Annotated in this window: 19 protein-coding genes, 1 tRNA gene and 1 riboswitch; of the genes, 8 read left to right on the forward strand and 12 right to left on the reverse strand. The window is 74.0% G+C overall.

Annotated elements, in window-relative coordinates; genetic code table 11:
• Positions 1–22: 22 nt before the first annotated feature.
• Positions 23–1,252: an amidohydrolase gene (locus ACIQD7_RS24795; RefSeq protein ID WP_402444302.1), complete on the reverse strand. Its 1,230-nt coding sequence runs from the start codon at positions 1,250–1,252 to the stop codon at positions 23–25.
• Between the two features lie 171 nt (positions 1,253–1,423).
• On the opposite strand from ACIQD7_RS24795, the gene ACIQD7_RS24800 reads away from it, so the two are divergent.
• Both ACIQD7_RS24800 and ACIQD7_RS24805 read left to right on the forward strand, forming a co-directional pair.
• On the forward strand, positions 1,424–2,605 hold the full coding sequence (locus ACIQD7_RS24800; protein ID WP_402444304.1) for an aromatic acid exporter family protein: 1,182 nt from the start codon (positions 1,424–1,426) through the stop codon (positions 2,603–2,605).
• Between the two features lie 67 nt (positions 2,606–2,672).
• Positions 2,673–3,596 carry a DUF4232 domain-containing protein gene (locus tag ACIQD7_RS24805; protein ID WP_402444306.1) on the forward strand — a complete coding sequence of 308 codons (924 nt, stop codon included), beginning with the start codon at positions 2,673–2,675 and terminating at the stop codon, positions 3,594–3,596.
• A 326-nt stretch (positions 3,597–3,922) separates the two neighbouring features.
• Here the strand turns inward: ACIQD7_RS24805 and ACIQD7_RS24810 are convergent, their stop codons facing one another.
• Positions 3,923–4,588, reverse strand: coding sequence for a GPP34 family phosphoprotein (locus tag ACIQD7_RS24810; RefSeq protein ID WP_402444308.1), 666 nt, complete (start codon positions 4,586–4,588; stop codon positions 3,923–3,925).
• A gap of 155 nt (positions 4,589–4,743) precedes the next feature.
• Between ACIQD7_RS24810 and ACIQD7_RS24815 the strand changes: the two genes are divergently transcribed.
• Both ACIQD7_RS24815 and ACIQD7_RS24820 read left to right on the forward strand, forming a co-directional pair.
• Entirely contained in the window at positions 4,744–5,703 is a 960-nt protein-coding gene (locus ACIQD7_RS24815) for a LysR family transcriptional regulator (protein WP_402444310.1), read from the forward strand.
• Between the two features lie 158 nt (positions 5,704–5,861).
• Positions 5,862–7,229, forward strand: coding sequence for a carbohydrate-binding protein (locus tag ACIQD7_RS24820; RefSeq protein WP_402444312.1), 1,368 nt, complete (start codon positions 5,862–5,864; stop codon positions 7,227–7,229).
• Between the two features lie 84 nt (positions 7,230–7,313).
• On the opposite strand, the gene ACIQD7_RS24825 is transcribed toward ACIQD7_RS24820, so the two are convergent.
• From ACIQD7_RS24825 to ACIQD7_RS24840, 4 genes are all read right to left on the reverse strand, one after another.
• The gene (locus ACIQD7_RS24825; protein WP_402444314.1) at positions 7,314–8,717 is read right to left on the reverse strand and encodes a GH1 family beta-glucosidase; all 1,404 of its coding nucleotides are present in this window, start codon (positions 8,715–8,717) and stop codon (positions 7,314–7,316) included.
• A 66-nt stretch (positions 8,718–8,783) separates the two neighbouring features.
• Positions 8,784–9,704 (reverse strand): carbohydrate ABC transporter permease, encoded by a 921-nt coding sequence (locus ACIQD7_RS24830; protein WP_161372770.1) that lies wholly within the window; start codon positions 9,702–9,704, stop codon positions 8,784–8,786.
• Entirely contained in the window at positions 9,701–10,666 is a 966-nt protein-coding gene (locus ACIQD7_RS24835) for a carbohydrate ABC transporter permease (RefSeq protein WP_402444316.1), read from the reverse strand. The genes ACIQD7_RS24830 and ACIQD7_RS24835 overlap by 4 nt, the downstream gene beginning before the upstream one ends.
• 81 nt (positions 10,667–10,747) lie before the next feature.
• The gene (locus ACIQD7_RS24840; RefSeq protein ID WP_402444318.1) at positions 10,748–12,052 is read right to left on the reverse strand and encodes an ABC transporter substrate-binding protein; all 1,305 of its coding nucleotides are present in this window, start codon (positions 12,050–12,052) and stop codon (positions 10,748–10,750) included.
• A gap of 394 nt (positions 12,053–12,446) precedes the next feature.
• Here ACIQD7_RS24840 and ACIQD7_RS24845 point away from each other — a divergent pair, with 394 nt between their 5' ends.
• The gene (locus tag ACIQD7_RS24845) at positions 12,447–15,224 is read left to right on the forward strand and encodes a glycosyl hydrolase (RefSeq protein ID WP_402444320.1); all 2,778 of its coding nucleotides are present in this window, start codon (positions 12,447–12,449) and stop codon (positions 15,222–15,224) included.
• A gap of 80 nt (positions 15,225–15,304) precedes the next feature.
• Here the strand turns inward: ACIQD7_RS24845 and ACIQD7_RS24850 are convergent, their stop codons facing one another.
• Complete coding sequence (locus ACIQD7_RS24850; protein ID WP_402444322.1) at positions 15,305–16,330, reverse strand: LacI family DNA-binding transcriptional regulator; 1,026 nt, start codon at positions 16,328–16,330, stop codon at positions 15,305–15,307.
• A gap of 243 nt (positions 16,331–16,573) precedes the next feature.
• On the opposite strand from ACIQD7_RS24850, the gene ACIQD7_RS24855 reads away from it, so the two are divergent.
• Together ACIQD7_RS24855 and ACIQD7_RS24860 are read left to right on the forward strand one after the other, a co-directional pair.
• Positions 16,574–16,645: transfer RNA gene (locus ACIQD7_RS24855), tRNA-Pro, on the forward strand.
• A gap of 3 nt (positions 16,646–16,648) precedes the next feature.
• Positions 16,649–18,967: a hypothetical protein gene (locus ACIQD7_RS24860; RefSeq protein ID WP_402444324.1), complete on the forward strand. Its 2,319-nt coding sequence runs from the start codon at positions 16,649–16,651 to the stop codon at positions 18,965–18,967.
• 75 nt (positions 18,968–19,042) lie between these two features.
• Here ACIQD7_RS24860 and ACIQD7_RS24865 read toward each other — a convergent pair whose 3' ends face one another.
• Together ACIQD7_RS24865 and ACIQD7_RS24870 are read right to left on the reverse strand one after the other, a co-directional pair.
• On the reverse strand, positions 19,043–19,843 hold the full coding sequence (locus ACIQD7_RS24865) for a CbtA family protein (RefSeq protein WP_402444326.1): 801 nt from the start codon (positions 19,841–19,843) through the stop codon (positions 19,043–19,045).
• Positions 19,844–19,857: 14 nt separating this feature from the next.
• Positions 19,858–20,085 carry a CbtB-domain containing protein gene (locus ACIQD7_RS24870; protein WP_402444327.1) on the reverse strand — a complete coding sequence of 76 codons (228 nt, stop codon included), beginning with the start codon at positions 20,083–20,085 and terminating at the stop codon, positions 19,858–19,860.
• 59 nt (positions 20,086–20,144) lie between these two features.
• Positions 20,145–20,226, reverse strand: a riboswitch (cobalamin riboswitch).
• Between the two features lie 185 nt (positions 20,227–20,411).
• On the opposite strand from ACIQD7_RS24870, the gene ACIQD7_RS24875 reads away from it, so the two are divergent.
• Positions 20,412–20,981, forward strand: a complete 570-nt coding sequence (locus tag ACIQD7_RS24875; protein ID WP_402444329.1) for a histidine phosphatase family protein — start codon at positions 20,412–20,414, stop codon at positions 20,979–20,981.
• A 62-nt stretch (positions 20,982–21,043) separates the two neighbouring features.
• On the opposite strand, the gene ACIQD7_RS24880 is transcribed toward ACIQD7_RS24875, so the two are convergent.
• Genes ACIQD7_RS24880 through ACIQD7_RS24890 form a run of 3 tightly spaced genes read right to left on the reverse strand, consistent with a single transcriptional unit; the run spans position 21,044 to position 24,245 of the window.
• Positions 21,044–22,147, reverse strand: a complete 1,104-nt coding sequence (locus tag ACIQD7_RS24880; RefSeq protein WP_402444331.1) for a FecCD family ABC transporter permease — start codon at positions 22,145–22,147, stop codon at positions 21,044–21,046.
• A complete protein-coding gene (locus tag ACIQD7_RS24885; RefSeq protein ID WP_402444333.1) occupies positions 22,144–23,178 on the reverse strand; it encodes a FecCD family ABC transporter permease in 1,035 nt (344 codons plus the stop codon). Before ACIQD7_RS24885 ends, ACIQD7_RS24880 begins: the two co-directional genes overlap by 4 nt.
• A 14-nt stretch (positions 23,179–23,192) precedes the next feature.
• On the reverse strand, positions 23,193–24,245 hold the full coding sequence (locus tag ACIQD7_RS24890; protein WP_402444335.1) for an iron-siderophore ABC transporter substrate-binding protein: 1,053 nt from the start codon (positions 24,243–24,245) through the stop codon (positions 23,193–23,195).
• Positions 24,246–24,295: the final 50 nt, after the last annotated feature.

The following is a 24,295-nucleotide window of genomic DNA, read 5'->3' on the forward strand; positions in this document are numbered from 1 at the left end:
GGGCCCCGGGCCCCCGCCGGGGTCACAGCCCGGCGGCGGCCTTCTCCCGGAAGCGGTCCCAGGCCCGCTCCGGCACGTCCGCCCGCAGTAGGACGTCCACCGCCGTGCAGGCGAGCGCCTCGGCCGCCGCGAGCATCACCCGCCGCGCCCGGGGCCCGGCCGCCGCCTCCGCGAACTCCGTCGTGTGGTCCGAGGCGTCCGGGCCCGTGATCGCGACGAACGGATGGATCGCGGGCACGCGCGTACTGACGTTCCCGATGTCCGACGACCCCAGGTACACGCCCGCCACGGGCTCCGACAGCCGGACGCCCGCCCGCTCCAGGTGCCCGGCGAAGAGCCCGGACAGCACGTCGTTGTCACGGAAGTGCTCGTACCGGCCGCCCACGTCCGTCACCTCCACCGTCGTACCGGTGGCCAGCGCCACGCCCCGGGCGCAGGTGCGCAGCTCCTCCACCAGCTCCTCCAGGGCGGCCGTGGTCCCGCCGCGCAGCCCGAAGAGGCCCTCCGCGTACGCGGGGACGATGTTCGTGGCCCGGCCCCCCTCCGTCACGATCCCCTGGACGTGCGATCCGGACGGCAGCCGCTTGTGCAGCACGCCCAGCGCGTTGAACAGCTGGATCAGGGCCCCCAGCGCGTCGATCCCCTCCGTGGGGTTGCCCGTCGGGTGCGCGGCCCGCCCGTGGAACCCCACCCGGATCTGCGCGCTGGCGGTCAGCGGCGCCCACGCCCAGTCGTACACGCCGGGATGGAACATCAGCGCCGCGTCCACCCCCTCGAACAGGCCCGCCTCCACCTCCGTCACCTTCCCGCCGCCGCGCTCCTCCGCCGGAGCCCCGACGGCGAGCAGCGTCCCCCCGGCCTCCCCGCCCAGGGCCGCCCGCGCGGCGAGCGCCGCGCCGAGGCCGGCCGCCGCGATCAGGTTGTGCCCGCAGGCGTGGCCGAGCAGCGGCAGCGCGTCGTACTCCATCAGGAGCGCGACCCGGGGACCCCCGCCTTCTCCGCCCGACCGTCCGACGAAGGCGGTCGGCAGGCCCGCCACGCCGCGCTCCACCCGGAAGCCCTCCCGTTCGAGCTCGTCCGCGAGGAGCCGGGACGCCCCGTGCTCCTCGTATGCCGTCTCGGGTTCGCGGTGCAGCGCGAGGCTCACGTCCCAGAGGCGGTCCGCCCGGGCGGCCACCTCCTCCCCGACGCGGGCGTACACGGACTCCGGGACACGGGATTCCGGGATACGGGATTCCGGGGTGCGGGACACGGGGGCCTCCTCCGGTGCGAACGGTCGCCGACACCTCCGCGTCTTCCACGTCCGGAGCGCACGATGCCCGGAACGGCCGTTTCTTCCCCCGGCGCCACGGGACGCGCACGTACATCCCCGGGCGGCGGGTAGGCGCGGCGGACACGAGCGGTGACGGAGGACGGGAGAGGCATGACCGGAGCGAAGAGCAGGGCGGGCGACTGGTGCCGGAACCGGTGGCACACCGCCCGCACCTCCCTCACGGACGCGGTACGAGGGCCCGGCGAGGCGCGCGACGGCCTTCTGCTCCAGGCCAAGGGCGCGGCCGCCGCCACCGTCGCCTGGTGCCTCTCCTCCTGGCTGCTGCCCGCGAACGTCACGGCGTTCGCCCCGTTCACGGCGCTCCTCGCCCTCCAGTCCACGGTCTACCGCTCGATGTGGGACTCGGCCCAGTACCTCGCGGCCATGGCGATCGGCACGGCCGTGGCGGCGGGATTCGGCAGCACCGTCGGCGTCCACGCCTGGACCCTCGGCGTCCTGGCCCTCGTCGCCCTCGTGGTCGCCCGCCTCCACCTCCTCGGCGGCCAGGGCACCCAGGTGCCGGTGGTGGCCCTCTTCGCGTTCGTGGGCGGCGGCGGACGGATCGACTACATCGGCCCCCTGGTCGCGTCCGCCACCATCGGGGTGTGCTGCGGCCTCGCCGCCCACTTCGCCTTCGCGCCCTCCCCGCACACGGCCACGGCCCGGCACAGGGTCGAGGAGTTGACCGTCCGCGCGCAGACCCTCCTGCGCGACCTGGCCCGGACCGCCGAGGCGAAGACCGGGGGCGAGGACGAGGACGTACGGGAGGAGGACTGGCCGCGCCGCTGCGAGGAACTCGCCGCACAGGCGGCACGGGCGCGCGCGGCGCTCGACAGGGAGCAGGAGAACGCCAGGCTCAACCCCCGCCGCCCCTGGGACAGCGCACAGGAGTCGCTCCGGCGCTGCCACGAGACCGTCGGCATGATCGAGCGCGTCGGCACGCACGTCCGCTCCATCGCCCGCGCACTGACGTACGAGCCCCGAAACCCCTCCGAGTCGCGGCGCCCCTTCGAGGCGTCCGTCTCGGCGGACTTCGCCGCCTCCTATGCCGACCTGCTGCACGCCACCGCCGAAGGGCTCGAACTCCTCGCCCCGCCCCGGGGACCGGACGACCCCGACCGGCTCCGCCGCCGCGTCGAGGACGCCGAGCGCCGCTACGCGGAGGTGACGGCCACGGCCCGCTCCGACCGCCCCGGCCGCGAGGGGGAGTGGCCCGTGCACGGCACTGTCCTCGTGGAGGCGGCCCGGATCCTGGAGGAGATCAAGCACACGGCGGGCCTCGCGCCCCTGTGACAGGCCTGTTACCGGAAGGGTGGCTTCCGTCACGGTCGGAGCGGTCCGGTGCTGATCCACTCTCCCCATGCGCCGCACCCCTCTCCCCGCCCTGGCCCTCCCCGCCGCCTGTCTCCTGCTGCTCACGGCCTGCGGAACCGAACGGCAAGGCGCCGCCGCGTCCGCCACCCCCTCCGCCGCCCGGGACTGCGGAGCCGGATCGCCCACCACGCCGGGGACGCCGGACGGCGACGAGGTCGTGGTCATCGGTACGGGGACGGGCCCCGGCGCCGACCGGGCCCGCCCCTGCGGCACGTACGCCGTCACCAATCGGGGGACCGAGCCCCTCACCTACACCGTCACCCTCGGCTTCCAGGACGCGGACACGGGCCGGGGGCTGACGAACGTGAAGGACACGGTCGAGGCCGTCGCCCCGGGCCGGACCGTGCGCCGCACCGTCACCGCCGATGACGCCACCGCCGCCGGCGTCTCCTCGGACGCGGCGGGACGGGTGACCCTGAGCGTCCTCACGGTGCGCGGCGTCCCGGCGGCCGAGGCCTCCTCCGAAGGGGGAGCCTGCCCGCCCACGGGCGTGCGCGTGTACGCCGACGAGGGCGACGCCGCCATGGGGCTGCGCGTCGTCGGCCTCCACCTGGAGAACTGCGGCACCCGGCCGTACCGGCTCAAGGGCCACCCCCGCGTCGAGCCCCTCGACGAGGCCCGCGAGCGGGTCGACGGCGTGGCGGTCCTGGAGGGCGGCGACGCGATCGCGAGCGGCACCGGGGCCGACGGTCCGCCCGAGCAGCTGGTCCTCGCGCCGGGCGAGCGCGCCCGGGCCGGCCTGGTCTGGCGCAACACCGTCGACAGCGGGACCGAAGGCCCCGTGGCCGCCCCCTACGCGCGCGTGTGGGCGAAGCCCGGCGCCGCCCCGGTGATGGTGATCCCCGAACTCGACCTGGGCACGACGGGGAAGCTCGGCGTCGGCCCCTGGAAGAAGGAGCAGAAGCGCTGAGACCCGTGCGCGGGCGTTAGCGGAACGACAGCGGGACGTGAGCGGCGGACGGCAGAGTGACCCGGGCCGGCAGGCCGGGCCGGTGTGACCGACCGTCCCGGCGTGACCGCCGACGCGTACCGGAGGGCCGTGGGCCGCCGTCGTGGCGGGTGCCGAGGCGTGGGGCGGCACCGGAGCGCTTCCCGGCGCACGGCGTCCGGGGCCCGCCCGGACGCGCGGGGGCGGGATCCGACCGGGCCGGACCCGGGGCGAGCCGTGGGGGCTCGCCCCGGGCCCCGTCCGGTCGGAACCGCGAGGAGAAAGAGGAAAGGGGACGCGGGAAGGGCTCAGCCCGTCATCGTGACCACCGTGGCCGCCAGGATCACCGTCATCGCCGCCTGCATGTCGCGGATCGCGCGGCGCACGTCCTCGGACGCCCACTGACCGGCCGCGATCTCCTCCAGGCGCGGGGCGATCTCCTTGCGCGGCACCTCGGGGAAGGCCACGCGGTGCAGCTTCGCGCCGTGCACGAGGGCGAGGAGGCCCGCCGTGCGCGTGTCGGGCCGGGCGCCGCCGAGGACCATGGCCCGCAGCCTGTCCCGCAGCTCCCGCTCCACGGAGCCGTCCGCCTCCGGGTAGCGGGTGACGGGGAAGAGCCCCAGGACCTTGTGCTGTTCGGCCCGGACGAGCCCCCGTCCGCACAGGCTGTCGACCGTCGCCCGCACGGCCTTGGGGTGGTCCTTCGTCAGCCACTCGGTGACCTTCGGGACCCGGCTCTTCCGCCCCGCCCACTCGGCGATCCGCCGCAGCCGCTCGTCGAGCAGCGGAACGCCCGTGGGCGTCGGGTCCGTCACCCGGAGGCGTCCCCCCTCGACCGCCACGCGCCCGGCCAGGACGAGGTCGAGCAGGATGCCGCCGGCGACGGCCCACGAGGCGGACTGCTTCTCCTGCGCGGCCCCGGACGCGTCGTCCAGCGACAACAGCATGATCTCCTCCGCGAGCGTGACCGTCACCCAGTACCTCCTGCTTCCGTGCCCTCGCGGCCGCCGGTCTTCCGGTCGGCCGCCCTTTTCGCCCCTCAAGACGATCACGCGTTCCCCCCGGTTCCCGCCCCCCGCGGCCCGTCGCTGGTCTGGACCTCCCGGGCGCGGGACGCCAAGCTCTCCGTATGGACTTGGAGCTGAGGCACCTCAAGACGATCCGGGCCATCGCGGACGCGGGGAGTCTGACCCGCGCCGCCACCGCGCTCGGCCTCGCGCAGCCCGCCCTCAGCGCCCAGCTCAAGCGGATCGAACGGGCCCTGGGCGGGGAGCTGTTCGAGCGGGGCCGGGAGGGCGTGCGGACCACGGCGCTCGGCGACCTCGTCCTGGAACGCGCCCGCGTGGTGCTGCCCGCCGTGTGCGAACTCCAGGAGGAGGCCGTGCGGTTCGCCCGGGACGGGGCGGAGGGCTACCGGCTCGGCGGCACGCACGGCCCGCTGCTCGGCGGCCTCGTCGACCGGATCGCCCGCACCGACCCCGGGGCGCCGGTCACCACGTACACCTCCTGGTCGGAGCGCGAGATCGCCGGTGGGGTGGTCGCGGGCCGGCTCGACTTCGCCCTCGTCGGGGTCTGCGGCGAGAGCGGACCGCCCGAGGCGGGCCGGCTCGCCTGGACGGAGGTGGCCCGCGATCCGGTGTACGTGATGCTGGCCGCCGACCACCCGCTGGCGCCCCGCACCGAGATCGACCTGGCCGAACTGGCGGCGGAGGCCTGGACCGACGTGCCGGGCGACGGCTGTTTCGGCGACTGCTTCGCCGCCGCGTGCGTACGGGCCGGGTTCACCCCGGCCTGCGTGTACGAGACGGACACCGCCTCCTGCGTGCACCTGGTCCAGGTCGGCCGGGCCGTCGGCCTCTGCCGGGCCACCTTCCCCGTCACCCCCGGCCTGGTGACCAGACCCCTCGCGGGCGCGCCGCTGGTGTGGCGGCACCTGCTCGGCTGGCACCCCGAGGGCCGCGCCGCCGGCCGGGCCGCCGCCGTCCTGCACCACACCCGGGCCGCCCACGAGGAGGCCCTCGCCCGCAGCGCCGGCCGCACGACGGCCCCGGCCCCGGCCCCGACGCCCCGCGAGAACACCCCGCGCTGACGCGCGCCCGAACGCCCGCGTCCGAACACCCCCACGTCCCCACCCCCTTCGGCACCCGCCCATAACGCCGTGGCAGGGGCCGACTGGCAACTGCCGTCTCCCCGGCGGGATCCCTACGGTTTCAGCAGATCCCCCACCGCCAACCGAGGAGACTCCCCATGCTCCGACGACACGCCCGCACGGCGTGTACCGTGCTGGCCGCCGCCGGCCTGGCACTGGCCGGCCTCCAGGCCGGTTCCGCCACCGCGGCCCCGCACGGCGAGGACCGCGTCCCCACCGTCAGAACGGCCGCCGACGCCCTCGGCGCCGCCTCCGCGCAGCCCGAACTCCTCCGCGCCCTGCAGCGCGACCTGGGCCTCACCCGAGCCCAGGCCGAGAACCGCCTCGCCAACGAGGCCGAGGCCGGGGCCAGGGCCGCCGGACTCCGCCTGGACCTGGGCGGCGCCTTCGCCGGAGCCTGGGTGGACGGTGCCGAGTCCGGCACCCTGACCGTGGCCACCACCCGCGCCGCCGACGCGCCCGCGATCCGCGCCTCGGGCGCGCACGCCAAGGTCGTGACGCACGCCCTGACCGCCCTGGAGCGGGCCAAGGAGACCCTGGACCGGGCCGCCACCGCCGAGGCGCCCGTCCGGTACGTCGACGTCCGCGCCAACGTCCTCGTCGTCGAGGAGGCACGGGCCGGAGCCGGCGCGCGGCTCCTCGCGGCCACCGGCGTCCCCCGCGACCTGGTGAAGGTGGTCCGCACCGCCGAGGCGCCCCGCCCGCTGTACGACCTCCGGGGCGGCGACGCGTACTACATGAACGGCAGCGGGCGCTGTTCCGTCGGCTTCCCGATCACCAAGGGCACCACCCAGGGCTTCGCCACGGCCGGCCACTGCGGCCGGGCCGGCACCTCCACCAGCGGCTTCAACCAGGTCGCCCAGGGCAGCTTCCAGGCCTCCGTCTTCCCCGGCAGCGACATGGCCTGGGTCGCCACCAACTCCAACTGGACCGCCACCCCGTACGTGAAGGGCTCGGGCGGCGCCAACGTCCAGGTGACCGGCTCCGTCCTCCAGCCCGTCGGCTCCTCCGTGTGCCGCTCCGGCTCGACCACCGGCTGGCACTGCGGCACCGTGCAGCAGCACAACACCAGCGTCACCTACCCCGAGGGCACCATCTCGGGCGTCACCCGCACGACCGTCTGCGCCGAGCCCGGCGACTCCGGCGGCTCGTACATCTCCGGCAGCCAGGCCCAGGGCGTGACCTCGGGCGGCTCCGGCAACTGCTCCAGCGGCGGCACGACCTTCTTCCAGCCGCTGAACCCGATCCTCCAGAACTACGGCCTGACCCTGAAGACCACCACCGACCCGGGTCCTGGCCCCGGTCCGGGCGAGCCCGAGCCGGGCGGCACCTGGGCGGCCGGCAAGGTCTACAAGGCCGGTGACACCGTGACCTACGGCGGCGCCACCTACCGCTGCCTCCAGGGCCACCAGGCCCAGACCGGCTGGGAGCCGTCCAAGGTCCCGGCCCTGTGGCAGCGCGTGTGACGCGGGGCCCGTCCGCGCGGTGACCGGGGGTGCCGCGGCTCCGAGGGGGTGCCGCGGCACCCCCTCCTTGCCGTGTCGGGCCCCTCACGCCTCCGCGAGGCCGCCCCGGGCGATCACCTCCGCGTACCAGCGGGCGCTGTCCTTCAGCGTCCGCCGCTGCGTCGCGAAGTCCACGTGGACGATGCCGAACCGCTTGCTGTAGCCGTACGCCCACTCGAAGTTGTCCAGGAGCGACCACAGGAAGTAGCCCCGCACGTCCGCCCCGTCCTCCAGGGCGCGGTGCACCGCCGCCAGGTGCGCGTGCAGATAGGCCACCCGCTCCGGGTCCTTCACGTTCCCCGACGGGTCGGCGTAGTCGTCGTACGCCGCCCCGTTCTCCGTGATCACCAGAGGCACGCCCGGCAGTTCGTCCCGCAGCCGGATCAGCAGCTCGTGCAGGCCGTTCGCGTCCACCGGCCAGTCCATGGCCGTGCGCGGCCCCGGCGCCGGCAGGAACCGGACGTGCCGCTCCGCGCCCGCCCACGGCGCCGGCGACTCGGAGGAGCCCGCCGCGACGACGGACGGGGAGTAGTAGTTGATGCCGAGGGAGTCGATCGGCGCGGCCGCCGCCTCCAGGTCGCCGTCCCGCACGAACGACCAGTCCGTGACCGAGGCCGTGTCGCGGACCAGGTCCTCCGGGAGCCGCCCGTGGAAGACCGGGTCCAGGAAGATCCGGTTGCCGACGGCGTCGATCCGGCGGGCCGCGTCCAGGTCCTCGGGGGACTGCGTGAGGGCCCGTACGGCGTGCAGGTTGAGGGTCAGGGAGACCTCCGCCGACCCGGGCAGCGCGCCGCGCAGCGCCCGCGCCCCCAGGCCGTGCGCCAGGTTCAGGTGGTGGGCGGCGCGCAGCGCGGCCAGGTCGTCGGTGCGGCCCGGGGCGTGCACGCCGTTGCCGTAGCCCAGGAAGGCGGCGCACCACGGCTCGTTGAGCGTGGTCCAGGTCGCCACCCGGTCGCCGAGCGCGTCCGCCATGATCCCGGCGTACTCGGCGAAGCGGTGTGCGGTCTCCCGGTGCGGCCAGCCGCCCGCGTCCTCCAGCTCCTGCGGCAGGTCCCAGTGGTAGAGGGTCGCCACGGGCCGGATCCCGGCCTCCAGGAGGGAGTCGGCGAGCCGCCGGTAGAAGTCCAGGCCCTTGCGCACGGCCGGGCCGCGCCCGGTGGGCTGGACCCGGGGCCAGGCGATCGAGAAGCGGTAGTCGGTCACGCCGAGCCGCCGCATCAGGGCGACGTCCTCGTCGAGCCGGTGGTAGTGGTCGGCGGCGATGTCGCCGGTGTCGCCGTTGCGGACCTTGCCCGGCGTACGGCTGAAGGTGTCCCAGATGGACGGCGTGCGGCCGTCCTCGGCCGCCGCCCCCTCGATCTGGTAGGCGGCCGTGGCGGTGCCCCAGCGGAAGCCCTCGGGGAAGCGGAGCGTGGTCGTCGGGTCGGTGCGGGCGTCGAGCGCGGTCATGGGGTGGGAACTCCCTGGGGTGAGACGTTCGGCGGGGAGGGGTGGGGAGGAGAGGGGCGGAGGCGGTCAGCCCTTGACGGCGCCCTGCATGATGCCGCCGACGATCTGCCGGCCGAGCAGGCCGAAGACGAGCAGCACCGGCAGGGTGCCGAGCAGCGTGCCCGCCATGATCACGGACTGGTCGTGGACGTACCCGCCGCCGAGCTGGCGCAGGGCGACCTGGACGGTGGGCTCGGAGGAGGTCAGGGCGACGACGGGCCAGAAGAAGTCGTTCCACGAGGCCATGAAGGTCAGCAGGCCGAGTACGGCCATGCCGGGCCGGGCGATCGGCACGACGATCGACCAGAAGATCCTGGCGGTGGACGCGCCGTCCACCCGGGCCGCCTCGATCAGCTCGTCCGGCAGCGACTGCACCAGGTACTGGCGCATGAAGAACACGCCGAACGCGGAGACCAGGCCCGGCAGGATCACCGACTGGAGCTGGTTCACCCAGCCCAGCTCGGCGATCAGCATGAACAGCGGGATCACGCCCAGCTGCGGCGGGATCATCATGGTGCCGACGGTGACCGCGAGCAGCGCGCCCCGGCCCCTGAAGCGCAGCTTGGCGAAGGCGAACCCGGCCAGGGTGCAGCACAGGACGGTGCCGAGGGTGATCGAGCCGGAGACGATGAACGAGTTGAGCAGCGCCTTGCCGATGTCGGCCTCTTCGAGGACCGCCTCGAAGTTCTTGATCAGGTTCGGCCCGGGGAGCAGCGTCGGCGGGACCTTCGCCAGATCGGCGTTGGAGCGGCTGGCGGCGACGATCGTCCAGTAGAACGGGAACGCCGAGAACAGCACGGCGACGATCAGGATGCCGTACGCGAGCGGTCCCGCGTGCAGGGTGCGGCCCGCCCGGGCGGCCCCCCGGCGCGGCGTCCGGCCGGGCTCCGGGGCGGGCGGGGCGACCGGGGGAGCGGCGGGCGCCGCCGGGGCGATCGGCGCGGTCATCGGCCGGCCTCCTTGCGGGAACGGCGGCGCACGATCAGGGCGTTGACCCCGACCAGCACCACGATGAGCAGGAACATCACCCAGGCGATGGCGGCGGCCCGGCCCAGGTGGAAGAAGCCCCAGCCCTGCTCGTACATGTAGAGCCCGAGCGTCTGGTACTGGTGCGAGATGCCGCCCGAGATCGATCCTTCGAGCAGCAGCGGCTCGCCGAACAGCTGGGTCGCGCCGATCGTGGAGACGATGACGGTGAAGAGGATGGTGGGCCGCAGTCCGGGCAGCGTGACGTGGAAGAACTGGCGCCACCGCGAGGCCCCGTCCATCGCGGCCGCCTCGTACAGCTCGTCCGGGATCGACTGCATACCGGCCAGGTAGATCAGCGCGTTGTAGCCGGTCCAGCGCCAGACGACGACCGTCGACACGGCGATCTGCGAGGCCACCGTGCCGTTCTGCCAGTCGACCGGGTCGATGCCGACGAGCCCGAGCGCGTAGTTGATCAGGCCGAAGTCCCGCCCGAAGAGCTGGGCGAAGACGAGGGTGGCGGCGGCGACCGAGGTCGCGTACGGCAGCAGCACCGCCGTGCGCAGGAAGGTGCGGCCGCGCATCCGGTAGTTCAGCAGGTGCGCCAGGCCGAGGGCGATGATCAGCTGCGGCACGGTGGAGAGCACGCCGATGGTGAAGGTGTTGCGCAGCGAGACCCAGAAGTACTCGTCACCGAAGAGCGCGGTGTAGTTGCCGAGCCCGCGCCACTCCATGTCGCCGGGCGTCTGGAGCTCCACCCGGTACAGCGAGACGAAGGCCGTGTAGATCAGCGGGAAGAGGCCGAAGGCGGCGAACAGGGTGAAGAACGGGGTGATGTAGGCGTACGGGGAGACCTTCTGCCAGGTCCGCCGGGCGGGTCCGGGGCGCCGGGGCGGCGCGGCCGGCTTCGGCCGGGCCGGTGTCTCGGGTGCGGTGAGGGTCACGGTGCGGCCCTTCGGTGGGTCGGAGCGGGGGAGGCGGGGGCGGACGGACCCCCGGTGCGGGGGTCCGTCCGGCGGCACGGATCAGCCGATGGTGTTCTCGACGCCCTTCTTGGCGTTCGACCAGGCCTTCTCCGGGGAGGTGCCCTTGCGCTCGACCTCGCTCAGCGCGTTGGTGATCTGCTGGGCGATGTTCTGGTCGTGGACGCCGAGGACCTGGACCGGGGCCTCCTTCGCCGCGTCACCGAAGATCTTGCCGATGGGGGCGTCCGAGAAGAACGCGTCCTTCGCGTCGGCGACCTTCTCGATCGCGCCGGTGGCGGAGGGGAAGTTGCCCTGCTTCTGGAAGAGCTTGGTCTGCTGCTCGGGGGCGGTGAGCCACTTGATCAGCTCGTACGCCTCCTTCTTGTGCTTCGCGGCCTTCGGCACGGCCAGGTAGGAGCCGCCCCAGTTGCCGGCGCCGCCGGGCAGCTTGGCGACGTCCCACTTGCCCTTGCCGGCCTCACCGGCCTGGCCCTTGATGTAGCCGAGCATCCAGGCGGGGCACGGCATGGTGGCGAAGGAGCCGGCCGAGAAGGCCTGGTTCCACTGCGGGGACCACTGGTCGAGCTTGGCGCTCAGACCGTCGTTCGCGGCCTGGACGGCGTGGTCCCAGGCGGAGCGCAGGGCGGGGTTCTGCTCCCAGATCAGCTTCCCGGAGGCGTCGTAGTAGCGCTCCTTCTCCTGGCCGATCATGATCGAGTAGAGGCTGCCGACGCTGTCGAGCCAGGCGCTCTTGGCGGGGGCCTTCGCCTTGTACTGCTTGCCGAGGGCCAGGTAGCCGTCCCAGGTGGCCCACTTCTTCGCGAGCTCCTCGCGGTCGGTGGGCAGCCCGGCCTGCTTGAACAGGTCCGTGCGGTAGCACATGGCCTCCGGGCCGACGTCCGTGCCCAGGCCGAGGACCTCGCCGCCCTTGCCGGTGGCGGCCGCCCACTTGGCCGGGGCGAACTGGTCCTTCAGGGAGTCCGCGCCGTACCTCTTCAGGTCCTCGAACCGCTCGGCCTGCTGCTGGGCGACGGAGGCGATGCGGCCCACCTCGATGCCCTGCACGTCGGCGAGGCCGGCGTTGCCCGCGAGCCGGGTCTGGAGGGACTTCCAGTAGTCGGCCTCGTCCTCGGTGTCCGTCTGCTTGATGGTGACGCCGGGGTGGAGCTTCTCGTACTCCGTGTAGAGCCCGGCCTCCTTGTATCCGAAGGAGCCGAAGAGGTCGACGGTGATCGTGACCTTCCCTCCCGCGCTGTCCGAGGACGAGTCGTCCGTCGATCCGCCGCAGGCGGCGAGCAGGGCCCCGGCGAGCGTGACCGCACCCAGGCGGACGACGGCTCTCTTGGCGGCTCGGGCGATGGGCATGGGAAGCCTCCCTTGGCTCCGGAACGAGCGAGAGCGGTTGAGAGCGCTCTCAAGCGTGCGTGGGGAGCGTGCCCGTGCCGCGGTGCATCCGTCAAGACTCGAAGGCGTAACGGACGAGGGGAAACCTCAACTCCCGCCCGCGTTCAACCTCTTGACACGCTCGTTTCGAGGGTTTTACGTTTCCGTCACTCTGAGAGCGCTCTCAGCCATTCTGGAGGCCGGACTTCCGGACTCCCGAACACGGTCCTCCCCACTCCGCGCACCCCCCGTCCGAGCTCCATCCGCCCCCGTCCGGGCGGCTCCGTCCGCCCTCCACGAGCGCCACCCGAGCTCCACCCCCTCGAAGCTCCACCCCCGAGCTCCATCCGCCGCAGACGACATGAGGTGCCCCTTCATGCCATCCCCCCGCACCCGGCCCGCCGCAGCGCTGGTCCTGGTCTCCGCCCTCGCCGCCGTGGGACTCGGCCCCGCCGCCGTCCCCGCGGCCGCGGCCACCGTCCCGGCGGGCGCCGGAAGCTACTCCGACACCCGCCCCGCCGGTACCTCCGGACCCACCACCAACACCGGCGCCCCGGTCACCCCCAAGGTCACCGCCGCCGCCCAGGGCAAGCCCGTCCCCACCAACGACTGGTGGTCCTCGCTCGCCTTCCAGCGCTACGGGGACAACCCGTACTCCACCCCCATGTACGGCCACCCGCTCACCTACCAGGCCGTCTCCGGCGGCCTGGAGGTCGGCTACCCCACCAGTCCCGCGATCGTGGGCGACGGGCGCCAGTACGAGTTCGCCCACAAGCGCGACCTCACCCTCGGCCTCACCGGCCTGAACTCGCCCGACACCAAGGCCGACGCCTGGTCCGACTGGACCGTCACCCCCTACTGGTCCGACGGCGCCCGCACCCTGCGCACCACCATCGGCCACGGCCTGCCCTTCGTGTACGCCAAGGGCACCGGCGGCGACGCCCGGATCACCACCGCCCAGGCCCCCACGGTCTTCTCCGACCAGGGCAACGTCCTCGGCATCACCGTCGCCGGCCACCACTACGCCCTCTTCTCGCCGAGCGGCACCGACTGGAACGTCTCCGGCTCCACCATCACCGCGGGCCTCGGCGGCAAGGACTACTTCTCCGTCGCCGTCCTGCCCTCCACCGACGCGCTCGCCACGTACCGCAAGTACGCCTACAGCTTCGTCACCGGCTCCGCGGTCGGCTGGAGCTACGACGCCGGCACCGTCCGCGCCACCTACAGCCTCACCACCGAGGCCAAGGAGGGCACCGAGCGCGGCACCCTCCAGGCGCTCTACCGCCACCAGTGGCTGCACACCACCGACCCGCTGACCCCGTACACCTACGTCTCGCCCCGGGGCACCATGAAGGTCCGCGAGGCGGCCTCCTTCACCACCGCCCAGAAGGCCGCCGCCACCCTCCCGGGCCTGCCCGGCAGCGGGATCGACACGGCCCGGCTGCGCGGCTACCTGAACGAGGTCGCGAACTCCTCCGACCCGTTCTCCGGAGCCGTCGACACGTACTGGACGGGCAAGGCCCTCGGCAAGCTCGCCCAGCTCGTGCCGCTCGCCGACCAGATCGGCGAGGGCGCGGTCCGCGACAAGCTCCTCGGCCTCATCAAGGGCCGCCTCCAGGAGTGGTTCACGGCCGGCGGCGCCACCGAGTTCTCGTACGACAAGGTCTGGAAGACCCTCACCGGCTACCCGGCCTCCTACGGCAGCGACACCGAGCTCAACGACCACCACTTCCACTACGGCTACTACGTGTACGCCGCCGCGATCGTCGCCCAGTACGACCCGAACTGGGCCGCCGACTCCGCCTGGGGGACCATGGTCAAAACCCTGGTCCGCGACACCGCCAACCCCAGCCGCACCGACAGCGCCTTCCCCTTCCTGCGCGGCTTCGACGTCTACGCCGGACACAGCTGGGCCAGCGGCCACCAGGGCTTCGCCGCCGGAAACAACCAGGAGTCGTCCTCCGAGTCGACCAACCTCAGCGCCGCCCTCGTCCTGTGGGGCGCGGCCACCGGCGACACCGCCCTGCGCGACCTCGGCACCTACCTCCTGACCACCGAGGGCGAGGCCATCGCCCAGTACTGGTTCGACGCCGACCAGCAGGTCTTCCCCGGCTCCTTCCAGCACGACACCGTCGGCATGGTCTGGGGCAGCGGCGGCGCCTACTCCACCTGGTGGACCGCCAACCCCGAGGAGATCCACGGCATCAACGTCCTGCCCGTGACCAGCGGCGGCTCGCTCCACCTCGGCGGCCGCAAGGACGCCATCCGGCGCAACATCGCCGAGATGGAGCGCGAGAACGGCGGCCCGGCCGTCGAGTGGCGCGACATCCTCTGGGAGTTCCAGGCCCTCGCCGACCCCGGCGCCGCCAAGGCCAAGTGGGACGCCGGGAACGCCGGCTACACCCCGGAGGCGGGCGAGTCCAAGGCCCACACGTACCACTGGATCACCGCGCTCGACGCGCTCGGCGCCCCCGACACCACCGTCACCGGATCGATTCCCACCTCCGCCGTCTTCGCCAAGGGCACCACGCGCACCTACGTGGCCCACAACCACGGCTCGACCGCCCGCACGGTCACCTTCTCCGACGGCAAGTCCCTCTCTGTACCGGCGCGTTCCACCGCCACCGGCAACGGCACGGCGGGCCCCGGTCCCGACCCCGAGCCGGAGCCCGGCTCCGGGAACACCTTCCAGCTCCGCACCGGCGGCACGCTCACCACGGCCACCGGGGCCGCGGCGGGCAGCGACACCCTCGCCTCCGCGCAGGGCGGCAACCACGACGGCACCCCGAACAAGCCGCTCGTCTACGTCGTCAAGAACGTCAACGGCACGCTCCGGGCCGGCGGTTCGACCGCCTTCCGGCTCCAGGTGGACGCCGGCGCGTCGGTCGGCCTCGGCCAGCAGGCCCGGATCAGCTACGACCTCACCGGCGACGGCACCTTCGACCGCACGGAGACGTACCACTACTTCGCGACCGACCCGGTGACGGGCTGGGAGGAGTACGCCCAGTCCCGGGGCCTGAAGTCCGCCACCGGCACGCTCGGCAACCTGCGCGGCGGAACGGTCCGCCTGGAGGTCTGGAGCGCGATCGGCAACGGCGACGCGCGGCTCCAGACGGGCACGGACCGGTCCGTGGTGGTCATCCCGTACGACTGATCACCTGCGGCTGATCCCGTAGGGGAGTACGGCGGCGGGCCCGGGTGACACACCCGGGCCCGCCGTCTCCCGTACGGGGGTCAGGCGGAGGCGCGGCGGACCAGCGAGGTCGGGGTGATCACGGAGCCCGGGATCTCGGGCCCGGTCCCGTCGAGCAGCCGCATCAGCAGCTTCACCATCAGCCGGCCCATGCCCTCGATGTCCTGGTGCACGGTGGTCAGGGCGGGGGAGGTCCGGTCGACCACCGAGGCCATGTCGTCGAAGCCGACGACCGCCACGTCCTCCGGGACCCGTGCCCCGCGCTCCCGCAGGGTGCGCAGCGCGCCCGACGCCATCAGGTCGTTGGCGACGAACACCCCGTCCACGTCCGGCCGCCGGTCGAGCAGCTCCGCCATGGCCCGCGCGCCGCTCTCCTCGGTGAAGGCGCCCGCGCACAGCAGCTCCGGATCGGCGTCGTGGAGGACGTCCCGGTAGCCGTGCAGCCGGTCGATCGCCGAAGTCTGGTCGGCCGGACCGGAGATGTGGGCGATGGTCCGCCGCCCGAGGCCCACCAGGTGCCGCACCGCCTCCCGGGCGCCGCCCCGGTTGTCGCAGTCGACGAAGGGCACGGCCGGACCGCTCCCGGGGGCCGGCCGGCCGCCGACGACCACCGGGATCCGCGCCCCCTCGATCACGGCCGGCAGGGCGTCGTCGCTGTGCAGCGAGAACGCGAGCGCGCCGTCCACGTGCCCCCCGCCGAGATAGCGGGCGATCCGCTCGTGGTCCCCGGGGCCCTCCACCCACAGCAGCACCAACTGCGAGTCGTGCGCGGTCAGTTCCCGGCTGATGCCGCGCACCTGCTGCTCGAAGAACGGGTCCGAGAAGATCCGGAACTCGGGCTCCGCGATGATCACGGCCACGGCGCCGTTGCGCCGGGTGACCAGGGTGCGGGCCGCGTGGTTGGGGACGTACCCGAGCTCCTCGACGGCCCTGCGGACCTTGTCGACCAGGGGAGCGCGCACGCCCGCGCCCCCGTTGACGACCCGGGAGGCCGTGGCGCGGGACACGCCGGCGCGCGCGGCGACGGCTTCCAGCGTGGGGCGGGGCCCCGTGGTCTGCTCGGGCAAGGCGGGCGCTCCTCGACTGCGTCGGCCGGGCGGTGTACCGGATCGTGCGGCGCGCACGGGTGCGGTGCGCGTTCTCGTCCGGTTCAGGATATCTGTAGCCCCCACCTTCTGAGAGCGCTCCCAAGCAGAATGCGTCCGGCTCCGGCCGCAGGACGGCCCGGCCCGGCCCGGCCGCCTCTGCGGCACGCCCCGGAAAAATCTCGTTGCCCCCTTCCCGGCGCCCTCACTACCGTCAGTGCCCTACGACGTGTAGCTCAGCAGCAGAGCGCCGGGCTCGGGACCCGGAGGGCGCGGGGGCGGAACCCGCCACGTCGGCTTATGGACACCCACGCTGACAAGCAGCCGCAGATCCCTTCCGCCTCCTACGCCGAGGGCCGACTGACCCGCGCCTTCACCACCGCCCTCACCCACGAGGACCCCGCCACGCGAGAGCGTGCCGGGGAACGGGTCCGCGGCTGGCGCCGGGTGCTCTCCGGAATGGCCGACGGCACGCTGCGGATCGGCTCGCGCACCCCCGTCCGGGGGCTGCCCGCCTGGGTGACCCCGGAGGTGCTGCACGGCGGCTTCGCCACGGGCGGCGCCAGGGCCGGCGGCCCCCTCCTGCCGTACGAGGCCGAGGCGGCGCGGAAGGCCGGCGTACCGGAGGACCGGGAGGCCCTCTTCGCCCACTGCCTCACCGAGGAGGGCCTCGCGGAGCTGTGGGCGCTCCTCGACGGCGCCCGCTACGAGGTGACCGTCCCCGAGGAGGCCGCGCTGCTCACGGTGGCCTGGCTGGTGCGCGCGGGGGAGACCGAGGCGGCCCTCGAACTCGTCCGGGAACTGAGCCCGTTCGCCGGCACGCTGCGCTTCACCCCGCGCCCGTCCGCGGCCCCGGCGCCCGACACCGGCGCCGTGCACCGCCGCACCGTCGCGCAGACGGCCGCCGCCCTGGCCCGCCGGGGCCCGAACGACGCCGTCGAGACCCAGCGCGAGGCGCTCCGCGTCTGGCACCCCTTCGCCGACGAACTGCTCGGGCACTGGCTGGAGACGGCCGGCCCCGGCCACCGGGTTCTCGACCGCGACCCCGGCGACGGGTGGCACGCGCGCGGCGCCGCCCTCCTCGACCGCTACCGGGCCCTGGCCCGCGAGCACACCCGCTGCGGCGGACACCGCGACCCCAAGGGCAACCTCGGGATCCTGCGCGGGGCCCTGGAGGAGACCGTCGCCGGCCGCCCGCTCGACGCGCGGCGCCTCGGACTCCTCCGGCACGCCGTCGCCTCGATGGTCCGCAAGCGGGGCCTGCCCGGTGCGGAGCGGCACACGGCGGTACGGAGCGCCCAGGCGGCCCAGGCCGCGCTGCCCTCCCACCACGCCCTCGCCCGTCTCGTCGCCGACCGGATGTCCGGCCTCCCGCAGGACGCCGGCGCGACCGATCCGGACGCGCTTCTCGTCCCGGTGACCGGGGCCGAGCAGCGCCGTACCGGCCTGCCCGCCGGGACGGCCGTACCGCCCGCGATCCGCCGCGTGGTCGAAAGGGCGCGGAGCGCGCCCCTGCCCGTCCTGGTGGAGCTCGGCGTGATCCCCTCCGCCGAGGTCATGGCCGAGCTCGTGCCCCAGCTCGTCGCCGCCGAGACGACCCGGGCCTACCGGGACGCGCCGCTGCGCGCGCTCATGGCCGCGAACTACCGGGCGTTCCGCGAGCGCCGCTCGCTGCTGCTGCTCGACCTGGAGCGGCAGGTCCGGCCCGACGAACTGCCCTGGGTCCGCGCGGTGTCGGCACAGCACCGCACCGACGCGCGCGTACGGAACTCCGCGCACGCGACGCTGCGGCACCTCGCCGAGGTCGCCGTCGACGGCTTCCCCGGCACCCTGCTGCCCAACCCGCTCGTCCGCGAACTCGCCGTCCTGGCCCGCCGGGCCGGTCTGGACGCGCCCCTGGTCGAGGAGCTGGCCGCCGACATCTTCACGGGCACCTTCAGCCCGAAGTTCCAGGCGGCCGCCGCGGTGGCCGGGGAACTGCTCGAAGGATCGCTGTACGCGCGGTACTACGGCATCGACTACGCGGCCGTCTACGTGCTCTCCGACGAGGACGGCCGGGGGACCTCCCGGCGGCGCGCCGCCCGGGACGCGTCCGAGTTCGCCGCGCTGTGCCACGAGCGGGCCGGCGGGCACGCCTCCCACACCGTGGCGAGGAACGGCGCGGTGATCGAGCAGTCCCAGATCCTCACCACCCACAACCTCGCCACCCTGGTCCACCGCGTCGGCGTCGCACCCGCCTCCGGCTGGGCGGAAGCGGCCCGCCGCTGCTTCGTCACGGTGTGCCGCCTGACGGACCGGGCCCGGCGCGAGCCGCGCCCGCTCGGCACGGTGAAGGACGCGGCGTACGCCTGGCGGCAGATGCTGTTCCACCTGTCCCGCTGCGACGCGGCGACGGCGGCCGGGGTGCTGGCCCGGATGCCGGAGGAGACGGCCCGTCACCCCGCCCCGGTGGCCGCCCTCCTGGCACCGGCCCTGGCCGGCCTCCGGCTGGTCGCCGACGGAGGTTTCTTCGCCGCCGACGGCACGGCGGACGGCGGACGCGCCCGGCGGCTGACCGGATGGACCACGACGGGCGACCACTGGCTGTGCGCGGGGACCGGACGCACCGGCCGGCGGTGACCGGCCGGAACGCCCGCACACGGAACCGCCCCGCGTGCTCCTGGCACGCGGGGCGGTTCCGTACGGGGCGGCCGGTCAGCCGGCGGCCGGAGCCCCGACCCGGGCCGGAGCCTCCGCGTCGGACGCACGGGCGGCCAGCGCCTTCTGGGCGAGGTAGCCGAAGACGACGGCGAACACCACCCACAGCACGACCTGGACGCCGAGCGAGGCCAGCCGGAACTCCCACAGCAGCTTGGCCGGGAAGCCCGCCTTGACGGCGTCGTCGTTCGCCGGCAGGACCGCGAAGGCGATGCCCGTCACGAGCAGGAAGCCGAAGCCGGCGGCCAGGCTCGCGTTCCAGTTGCCCAGGCGTGGCGCCAGACGGCGACCGAGGATCACCGCGCCGACGCCGAGCAGCACGCTGAGCAGGATCATCAGGAAGAACAGGGTGGTGCGCTTCCCGATGGTGTCGGGGTTGCCGACGGCCGGCGGGGTCGCCGGATACTTCAGGAACGGCACCAGGTAGACGGTGGTGAAGGCCGCGGCGGCTGTCAGCGCCGCGGTGGCCCGCGGGCTGAACCGGCCGATGCGGCCGAGCGCGAAGGAGAAGGCGAGCGCGGCGACGCCGCCCAGCGCCACTCCGTAGACGAGGACGCCGGTGGCCAGGCCGAAGGTGGACTGCGCGGAGCGGCTGACCACCTCCTCCTCTTCCTCGGCCTCCGCGCCGCCGTGCCCGGCGTGGGCCGCCTCCTGGGCGGCCTGGGCCTCCTCCACGGCGATGGAGCCGTTCACGGAGGGCTCACCGCCGACGTAGGCCACGGCGAAGGCGAACAGACCGGCTATCAGGCCCGCGATCATGCCGCGGACCAGCAGGGTTCTCACAGTCGAGGCATGCATGTGCTCGTCGCCTCTCAGTGGCAGGGGAAGCCGAGCAGGTGGCGCCCGTCGTGCACCCACTCGTGCACGTCGGAACCCGCGAAGAGGGAGGTGGCACCCTGCTCGGCGCCCACGAAGTACAGCGCGATCAGCGCGAGGAGGCCGACGAAGAAGGCCCAGGGCAGCACGGCCCGCACGGGCAGCGGAGCCGGTACGGCGACGGAAGGGGTGGAAACGGAAGCGGAGACGGCAGCCTCGGCCATGATGAAACCTCCTGCGGGAACGCGCGTCCCGAACGGTGGTGCAGGACGACGGTCCACGGGTCTGACTCGCCGTGGCCTCCCCTGCCCGGGAAGGCCTCGGCACACAGTGGCGCGACCGTGCCGGGTTCCCACCGGACTTCCGTCTCGCCGTCGTCACGCTGTTCAAATGTCGCCTGACGGTACCGCGTGACGTGGACATTGTTAAGGGCGTGAGGTCTGGATCACCTTCCGTGCGCCCCCGGGCCGAACACCCGCTTCCCCGTGGCCCGTACCGTACGGGGGACCGCTCCGCCGCCCCGTGCCGGCGCCGACCGAGAAGGACCCCGATGACAGTCCGGCTGACCCTCGTCCCGCCCGCCACGAACGACGCGCTGCGCGAGGTCCGGTTCGACGACGACGGCCCCCTCGACCCGGCGGGACGCGCCCGCGCCGAAGCCCTCGCGGCCGCCGTGGACCCCTCCACACGCGCGTACGCCTCGCCGTCCGCGCGCTGCCTCGGCACCGCCCGGGCCCTCGGCCTGCGGGCCGAGCCGGTGCCCGGCCTGGCCGGCTGCGCCATGGGCCGGTGGCGGGGAAGGACCCTCGAAGACGTCGCCGCCGCCGAGGAGTCCGGGCTCGCCGCCTGGCTGTCCGACCCGGAGGCCGCGCCGCACGGCGGGGAGTCCCTCCGCGACCTGCGCGTCCGGGTCGGGGCCTGGCTCGACGCGCTCGGGGAGGGATCGGGACGCGTCACCGCCGTCGTCGAGCCCGACGTCGTCCGCGCCGCGACGGTCCACGCCCTCGGGGTGCCGGACGCGACCGCCCGGCGCCTGGACGTCCGCCCCCTGACCGCCGTCCACCTCAGCGGCCGGAGCGGGCGCTGGAACCTGCGCGTCGGCGAGCCGTTCACCGGATGACGGAAACGGGGAGGGGGAGGACCACCGGACGGTCCTCCCCCTCCCCGTTTCCGTCATCCGCCTCAGACGGGCCGCTTCCACTCCCGCAGCAGCAGATAGCCCAGGTACACCCCGCCGACGGCCATCGTGTACAGACCGACCGGCAGGTCGTCGAAGAACGGCAACTGCTGGGCCGCGAGGTCCGCGAGGACCAGGAGCAGGGCGCCGAGCAGGGCCGACATGACGAGCTGCGGCCCGCCGCTGCGGGTGACCCGCTTGGCGATCTGCGGCGCCGTCAGCGAGACGAAGGCGATCGGACCGGCCACGCTGACCGCGCCCGCCGACAGGACGATCGACAGGGCGACCGCCGCCGTCGCGGTCCGGTCTGGGCGCGCGCCCAGACCGGTGGAGAGGTCGTCGCCCATCTCGCCGATGCTCAGCGGCCGCGCGAGGAGCGCCGCGAGCGGCAGACAGACGAGCAGCACCGTCCAGATGACCGTCGCGTCGTCCCAGGAGCGGGCGGAGAGACTGCCGTTGATGTACGCGGTCAGGGCGCTCGCCTTGTCGCGCTCGACGGCGTACACCACGTACTGGGTCAGGGCCGTCGACATGGCGGCCACGCCGATGCCCGCCACGACCAGGCGCCCGGGGTTGCGGAACCCGGTCCCGGTGGAGACGTACACGAGCGCCATGGCGGCGACCGCGCCGACCAGGGCGCCGACGGAGACCGGGACGGTGTCGGGGAAGAAGAGCGCGGCGGCGGCCGCGCCCGCGCCGGACCCGGCGCTGAGCCCGATCACGTCGGGGCTGCCCAGCGGATTGCGGGTGACCGACTGGAACAGCGCCCCGGACAGGCCGAAGGCCGCGCCGGTGGCGACGGCCACCACGAGCCGGGGGCCGCGCAGCCGGTTGAGGACGAAGGCGTTCTTGCCCGTCGCCTCGCCCATGAGCGCCGACGGCAGGTCGGCCGGGTGGATGCCCAGCCGGCCCATCGAGAGCGTCGCCACGGCCGCCGCCAGGAGCAGCAGCACCGACAGCGCGGCGGCGACCAGCGAGGAGCGGCGCACGGGGATCGCGACCCGGGGGCCGAGCCGCACCAGGACGCGCCCCGCCGGACGCGGGAGCGTCACGGCCGGGTCCCCGGCCCGGACCTCGGCCGGCGTTTCGGTCCGGTCGGTGGTCTTCATGCCGCCCCCCTCATGCGACGGACCGCGAAGAGCAGCGCGGGCGCGCCCACGAACGCGGTGACGACGCCGACCATCAGCTCCTCGGGGCGCAGCAGGACCCGGCCGACGACGTCCGCGAAGAGCAGCAGCGTGGGGCCCGCGAGCGCGGTGAACAGGATCTGCATCCGGAAGTCGGCGCCCACCAGGCCCCGGACCAGGTGCGGGACGGCGAGCCCGACGAAGGCGATGGGGCCGACCGCCGCCGTGGCCGCCGCGCTGAGCAGCGTCGCGGCGAGCAGCCCGGCGCCCTTGACCCGGGCGGGGCTGATGCCGAGCGAGGCGGCCTTGTCGTCGCCCATCGCCATGGCGTTGAGCCCGGGGGCGAGGACGACGGCCAGGAGCAGCCCGGCCGCGGCGAACGGCAGCACGGCCCAGAGGGCGTCGAAACCGCGCCCGCCGAGCGAGCCCACCACCCAGTAGCGGTACGTGTCGAAGACCTTCGGCCGGGACAGCGCGACGGCCTGGATGAACGCGGCGAGGACCGCGGAGAGCACCGCGCCGGCCAGCACCAGCCGCACCGGGCTGGCACCCCCGCCGGCCGTGCCGATGAGATGGACGAGGACGCCGGTCACCAGGGCGCCGACGAGGGCCCACCAGATGGTCTCCCGCTGCCCGGACGCGCCGAGGAACGCGGTGGCGGCGACGATGCTCGCGGACGCGCCCGCGTTGATGCCGAGGAGGCCCGGCTCGGCGAGCGGGTTGCGGGTGATGCCCTGCATCAGGGTGCCGGCGATCCCGAGGCAGAGACCCGCGAGCACGCCGAGGGCGGTGCGCGGGTAGCGGCTCTCAACGACGGTGCGGAGGTACTCGTCGCCGCCGCCGGTGACGACCCGCAGGACGTCGGCCGGGGACGTCGGCTTGCTGCCGAACATCACGCTGGCCAGCAGGGCCAGGGCGAGCAGGACCAGGCACAGGACGGCTGCTGCTAGGTACCGGGCAGGGCCCCGCCGACGTGCGGCGGGGCCCTGGACGGTCCGGGAGAGTGTGGTCACGCCGGAATCCGTGGTTACTTTCCGGCCTTGGCGACGGCCTTGTCGATCATCGGCAGGTAGCGCTCGATGCTGTACGGCACCGTCAGCGGGTTGATCATCGAGGAGGCGGTGACGAACGGCGTGTCGTGGCTGTAGACCAGCGCGCCCTTCTTCACGGCGGGGATGGCCGCGTACAGGGGCTGGGCCTCGACCGTCTTGCGGGACTTCTCGTCCATGTAGAAGGTGAAGGCGATGTCGCTCTTCGCGAGCTTGTTGGCGTTCTCCAGGCCGATCAGGGCGGAGTCCGTGCCCTCGGTCTCCTTGAACTCGTTCACGACCGGGTCGACCTTGAGGCCGAGCTTGGAGACCATCGCGACGCGCTGCTCCTCGGGCTTGAAGACGCCGAGGGTGCCGGGGCCGGTGTTGTAGATGTACGAGAACGTGACGTTCTTGTAGTTGGGGCGGGAGGCGGCCGCGTCGGCGAGCTGCTTGTCGATCTTCGACTCCAGCTCCTTGGCCTTCTCCGGCTGACCGAGCGCCTTGGCGATGATCTCGATCTGCTGGTCCCAGTTGGTGCTCCACGCCTTCTCGGGGTAGGCGACGGTCGGCGCGATGTCCTTGAGGACGTCGTACTGCTTCTGCGTGAGGCCGGACCACGGGGCGAGGATGACGTCGGGCTCCAGCTCGGTGATGGCCTCGATGTCGAGCTCCTCACCGCCCTTGAACTGCTTGGGGAGCGTGCCGCCGGACTTCGTCACGGCCTCGTGGATCCAGGGGAGGTAGCCGGTCTTGTCGCTGCCCCACGGGTACTCCTCGATGCCCACCGGGACGTTGCCGAGGGCGATGGCGGTCTCCGCGGAGCCCTGGCCGAGGGTGACGACGCGCTTCGGCTTGTCCTTGATGACGGCGTCGCCGAGGGCGCTCTTGATGGTGACGGGGAACGCGCCCGCCGGAGCCTCGGACGCCGAACCCGCCGCGCCGTCCTTTTTCTCGTCCGAACCGCATCCGGTCACCATGAGGCCGAGCGAGACCGCGGCGGCCCCCGCCACGAGGGCGCGGCGGCGAAGAGGGGTGAACACAGAAGGCATGACGGTTCCTTGTCTCCGGGCAGAGGTGTGCGACGCCGCGCCCATGCCTC

The organism is Streptomyces sp. NPDC093071 (genome assembly GCF_044754545.1).
Taxonomy (GTDB): Bacteria; Actinomycetota; Actinomycetes; order Streptomycetales; family Streptomycetaceae; genus Streptomyces.

Excerpts from the sequence above, each read along its gene's own strand:
- ACIQD7_RS24840 (WP_402444318.1), bottom strand. The coding sequence starts at position 12,052 with ATGCCCATCGCCCGAGCCGCCAAGAGAGCCGTCGTCCGCCTGGGTGCG.
- ACIQD7_RS24860 (WP_402444324.1), top strand. The coding sequence starts at position 16,649 with ATGGACACCCACGCTGACAAGCAGCCGCAGATCCCTTCCGCCTCCTAC.
- ACIQD7_RS24870 (WP_402444327.1), bottom strand. The coding sequence starts at position 20,085 with ATGGCCGAGGCTGCCGTCTCCGCTTCCGTTTCCACCCCTTCCGTCGCC.
- ACIQD7_RS24830 (WP_161372770.1), bottom strand. The coding sequence starts at position 9,704 with ATGACCGCGCCGATCGCCCCGGCGGCGCCCGCCGCTCCCCCGGTCGCC.
- ACIQD7_RS24875 (WP_402444329.1), top strand. The coding sequence starts at position 20,412 with ATGACAGTCCGGCTGACCCTCGTCCCGCCCGCCACGAACGACGCGCTG.
- ACIQD7_RS24800 (WP_402444304.1), top strand. The coding sequence starts at position 1,424 with ATGACCGGAGCGAAGAGCAGGGCGGGCGACTGGTGCCGGAACCGGTGG.
- ACIQD7_RS24825 (WP_402444314.1), bottom strand. The coding sequence starts at position 8,717 with ATGACCGCGCTCGACGCCCGCACCGACCCGACGACCACGCTCCGCTTC.
- ACIQD7_RS24845 (WP_402444320.1), top strand. The coding sequence starts at position 12,447 with ATGCCATCCCCCCGCACCCGGCCCGCCGCAGCGCTGGTCCTGGTCTCC.
- ACIQD7_RS24820 (WP_402444312.1), top strand. The coding sequence starts at position 5,862 with ATGCTCCGACGACACGCCCGCACGGCGTGTACCGTGCTGGCCGCCGCC.
- ACIQD7_RS24880 (WP_402444331.1), bottom strand. The coding sequence starts at position 22,147 with ATGAAGACCACCGACCGGACCGAAACGCCGGCCGAGGTCCGGGCCGGG.
- ACIQD7_RS24805 (WP_402444306.1), top strand. The coding sequence starts at position 2,673 with ATGCGCCGCACCCCTCTCCCCGCCCTGGCCCTCCCCGCCGCCTGTCTC.
- ACIQD7_RS24865 (WP_402444326.1), bottom strand. The coding sequence starts at position 19,843 with ATGCATGCCTCGACTGTGAGAACCCTGCTGGTCCGCGGCATGATCGCG.
- ACIQD7_RS24815 (WP_402444310.1), top strand. The coding sequence starts at position 4,744 with ATGGACTTGGAGCTGAGGCACCTCAAGACGATCCGGGCCATCGCGGAC.
- ACIQD7_RS24890 (WP_402444335.1), bottom strand. The coding sequence starts at position 24,245 with ATGCCTTCTGTGTTCACCCCTCTTCGCCGCCGCGCCCTCGTGGCGGGG.